The 1,155-nt window shown below is 59.5% G+C and carries 1 protein-coding gene and 1 pseudogene; both read left to right on the forward strand.

The annotated features are described in order from the left end of the window. The coding region (locus AC0AP0_RS10150) for a MetQ/NlpA family ABC transporter substrate-binding protein (protein WP_490430372.1) at positions 1–901 on the forward strand (901 nt) is incomplete at its 5' end. Positions 902–934: 33 nt separating this feature from the next. Next, positions 935–1,155, forward strand: a pseudogene (locus AC0AP0_RS10155) (MetQ/NlpA family ABC transporter substrate-binding protein); the annotation flags it as partial.

A 1,155-nucleotide genomic window follows, 5' to 3' on the forward strand; every position in this document is an offset into this window, starting at 1 on the left:
GGGGAAAGGTCAGATTATCGTGGTCGGTCGTAGTCGCGTCGGCAAAAAGAACAGAGCCAAGATCCAGCTGGCGGCGCTCAGCCTGGTCATCGTCCTCCTGCTGGCGCTGGTGGTCGGTACCGATGTCCGTCTGAACCAGGTAGGTGCCGATGTCAAGGTCGTCAAGGTCGGCGTCATCGGCAGTTCGGACGATCAGATCTGGAAGGCTGTCCAGGCGGAGCTGGATCGGCGTGGCGAACACATCAGAATCGAACTCAAGCCTTTCCAGGACGCCATCTATGTCAACCAGGCCACAGCCAACCGCGAGGTGGACTTCAACGCCGCCCAGCATTACGCCTACCTGGAGGACGATGTGAAAACCAACCACTACCAGCTGGCCGTGCTTGGTAATACTTACATCTCGCCCATGAACCTCTACTCGCAGCGCTATGCCAAGCCCTCGCAGTTCCAGGACGGCGACCGGGTGGCCATCCCCAACAACGCCACCAACATGGGTCGGGCCTTGAAGGTCCTGGCCGATGCCAAGCTGATCGGTCTGCGCGACCCCAAGGCCACCAACCCGTTGCCCGAGGACGTAGTGGACAATCCCAAGCATCTGCACATCGAACAGGTGGACCCGGCCGGTATCCTCAACCTGCTGCCCGACTACGCAGGTGGTGTCACCAATGCCAACTTTGTAGTCGATGCAGGTCGCAGCGTGCACGATGCCATTCACGAGGTTCCCTACGATCTGCAGAACCCGGCCAACAAGCCTTATATCAACATCATCGTCACCACCAAGGATCAGCGGGACAACCCCACCTACGCCGCAGTGGTGCGCGCCTATCATTCCAAGCCCGTAGCCGACACCATCGTCCGTGTCTACAAGGGCGCCTGCCTACCGGCCTTCAAGGTTTCCTGATGCGATAGGTTGCAACAATGAAGGAGGACGGATATGAGCACCAGAAGAACCAGGGCCAAGCGAGAGCTGGCGGCTGTCTCGGTCGTCATCCTGGTGGTCGCCGTCCTGATGGGCGTGGCCTATGTCAAGGTCAACCAGCCCGAACGTGGCCAGCGAGAGATCAGCATCGGCCTGGTGGGTGATGCCGATGAGGAAATCTGGAAGGCCGTTCAGCACGAACTGGACCAGCGCCGGGCAGGCATAAAAATCAAGCT

Source organism: Bifidobacterium sp. POST2/T3 (B1) (genome assembly GCF_058197115.1).